The organism is Brevibacillus sp. FIR094, from assembly GCF_050477165.1.
Taxonomy (GTDB): domain Bacteria; phylum Bacillota; class Bacilli; order Brevibacillales; family Brevibacillaceae; genus Brevibacillus.
Window position 1 is genome coordinate 1 of sequence record NZ_JBEAES010000097.1, and the last position, 417, is coordinate 417.

General features: G+C 51.3%; 4 tRNA genes. All 4 read left to right on the forward strand.

Annotated features, from left to right (window positions below):
• Window positions 1-5 precede the first annotated feature (5 nt).
• The 4 genes from ACQ5DJ_RS30000 to ACQ5DJ_RS30015 all read left to right on the forward strand — a co-directional run bounded on the left by ACQ5DJ_RS30000 (window position 6) and on the right by ACQ5DJ_RS30015 (window position 362).
• A tRNA-Asp gene (locus ACQ5DJ_RS30000) sits at window positions 6-82 on the forward strand.
• Between the two features lie 35 nt (window positions 83-117).
• Window positions 118-193: transfer RNA gene (locus ACQ5DJ_RS30005), tRNA-Phe, on the forward strand.
• A gap of 14 nt (window positions 194-207) precedes the next feature.
• Window positions 208-283 (forward strand) — tRNA-Thr (locus tag ACQ5DJ_RS30010).
• Between the two features lie 4 nt (window positions 284-287).
• Window positions 288-362 (forward strand) — tRNA-Gln (locus ACQ5DJ_RS30015).
• The last annotated feature ends 55 nt before the right edge of the window (window positions 363-417 follow it).

Sequence of the window (417 nt, forward strand, 5' to 3'; positions counted from 1 at the left end):
AATATGGAGCTGTGGTGAAGTTGGAGTTCACGCCGGTCTGTCACACCGGAGGTCGCGGGTTCGAGTCCCGTCAGCTCCGCCATTTTTCTTAAAGAATGGCGAAGATTAATCATGAATGGCTCGGTAGCTCAGTCGGTAGAGCAGAGGACTGAAAATCCTCGTGTCGGCGGTTCGATTCCGTCCCGAGCCACCATTTATACAAAACACGCCGGTATAGCTCAATTGGTAGAGCACCTGACTTGTAATCAGGGGGTTGTGGGTTCAAGTCCTATTGCCGGCACCACCATTGGGGTATAGCCAAGCGGTAAGGCAACGGACTTTGACTCCGTCATTCCTAGGTTCAAATCCTAGTACCCCAGCCATTTGCGAGCCATTAGCTCAGTTGGTAGAGCATCTGACTTTTAATCAGAGGGTCGA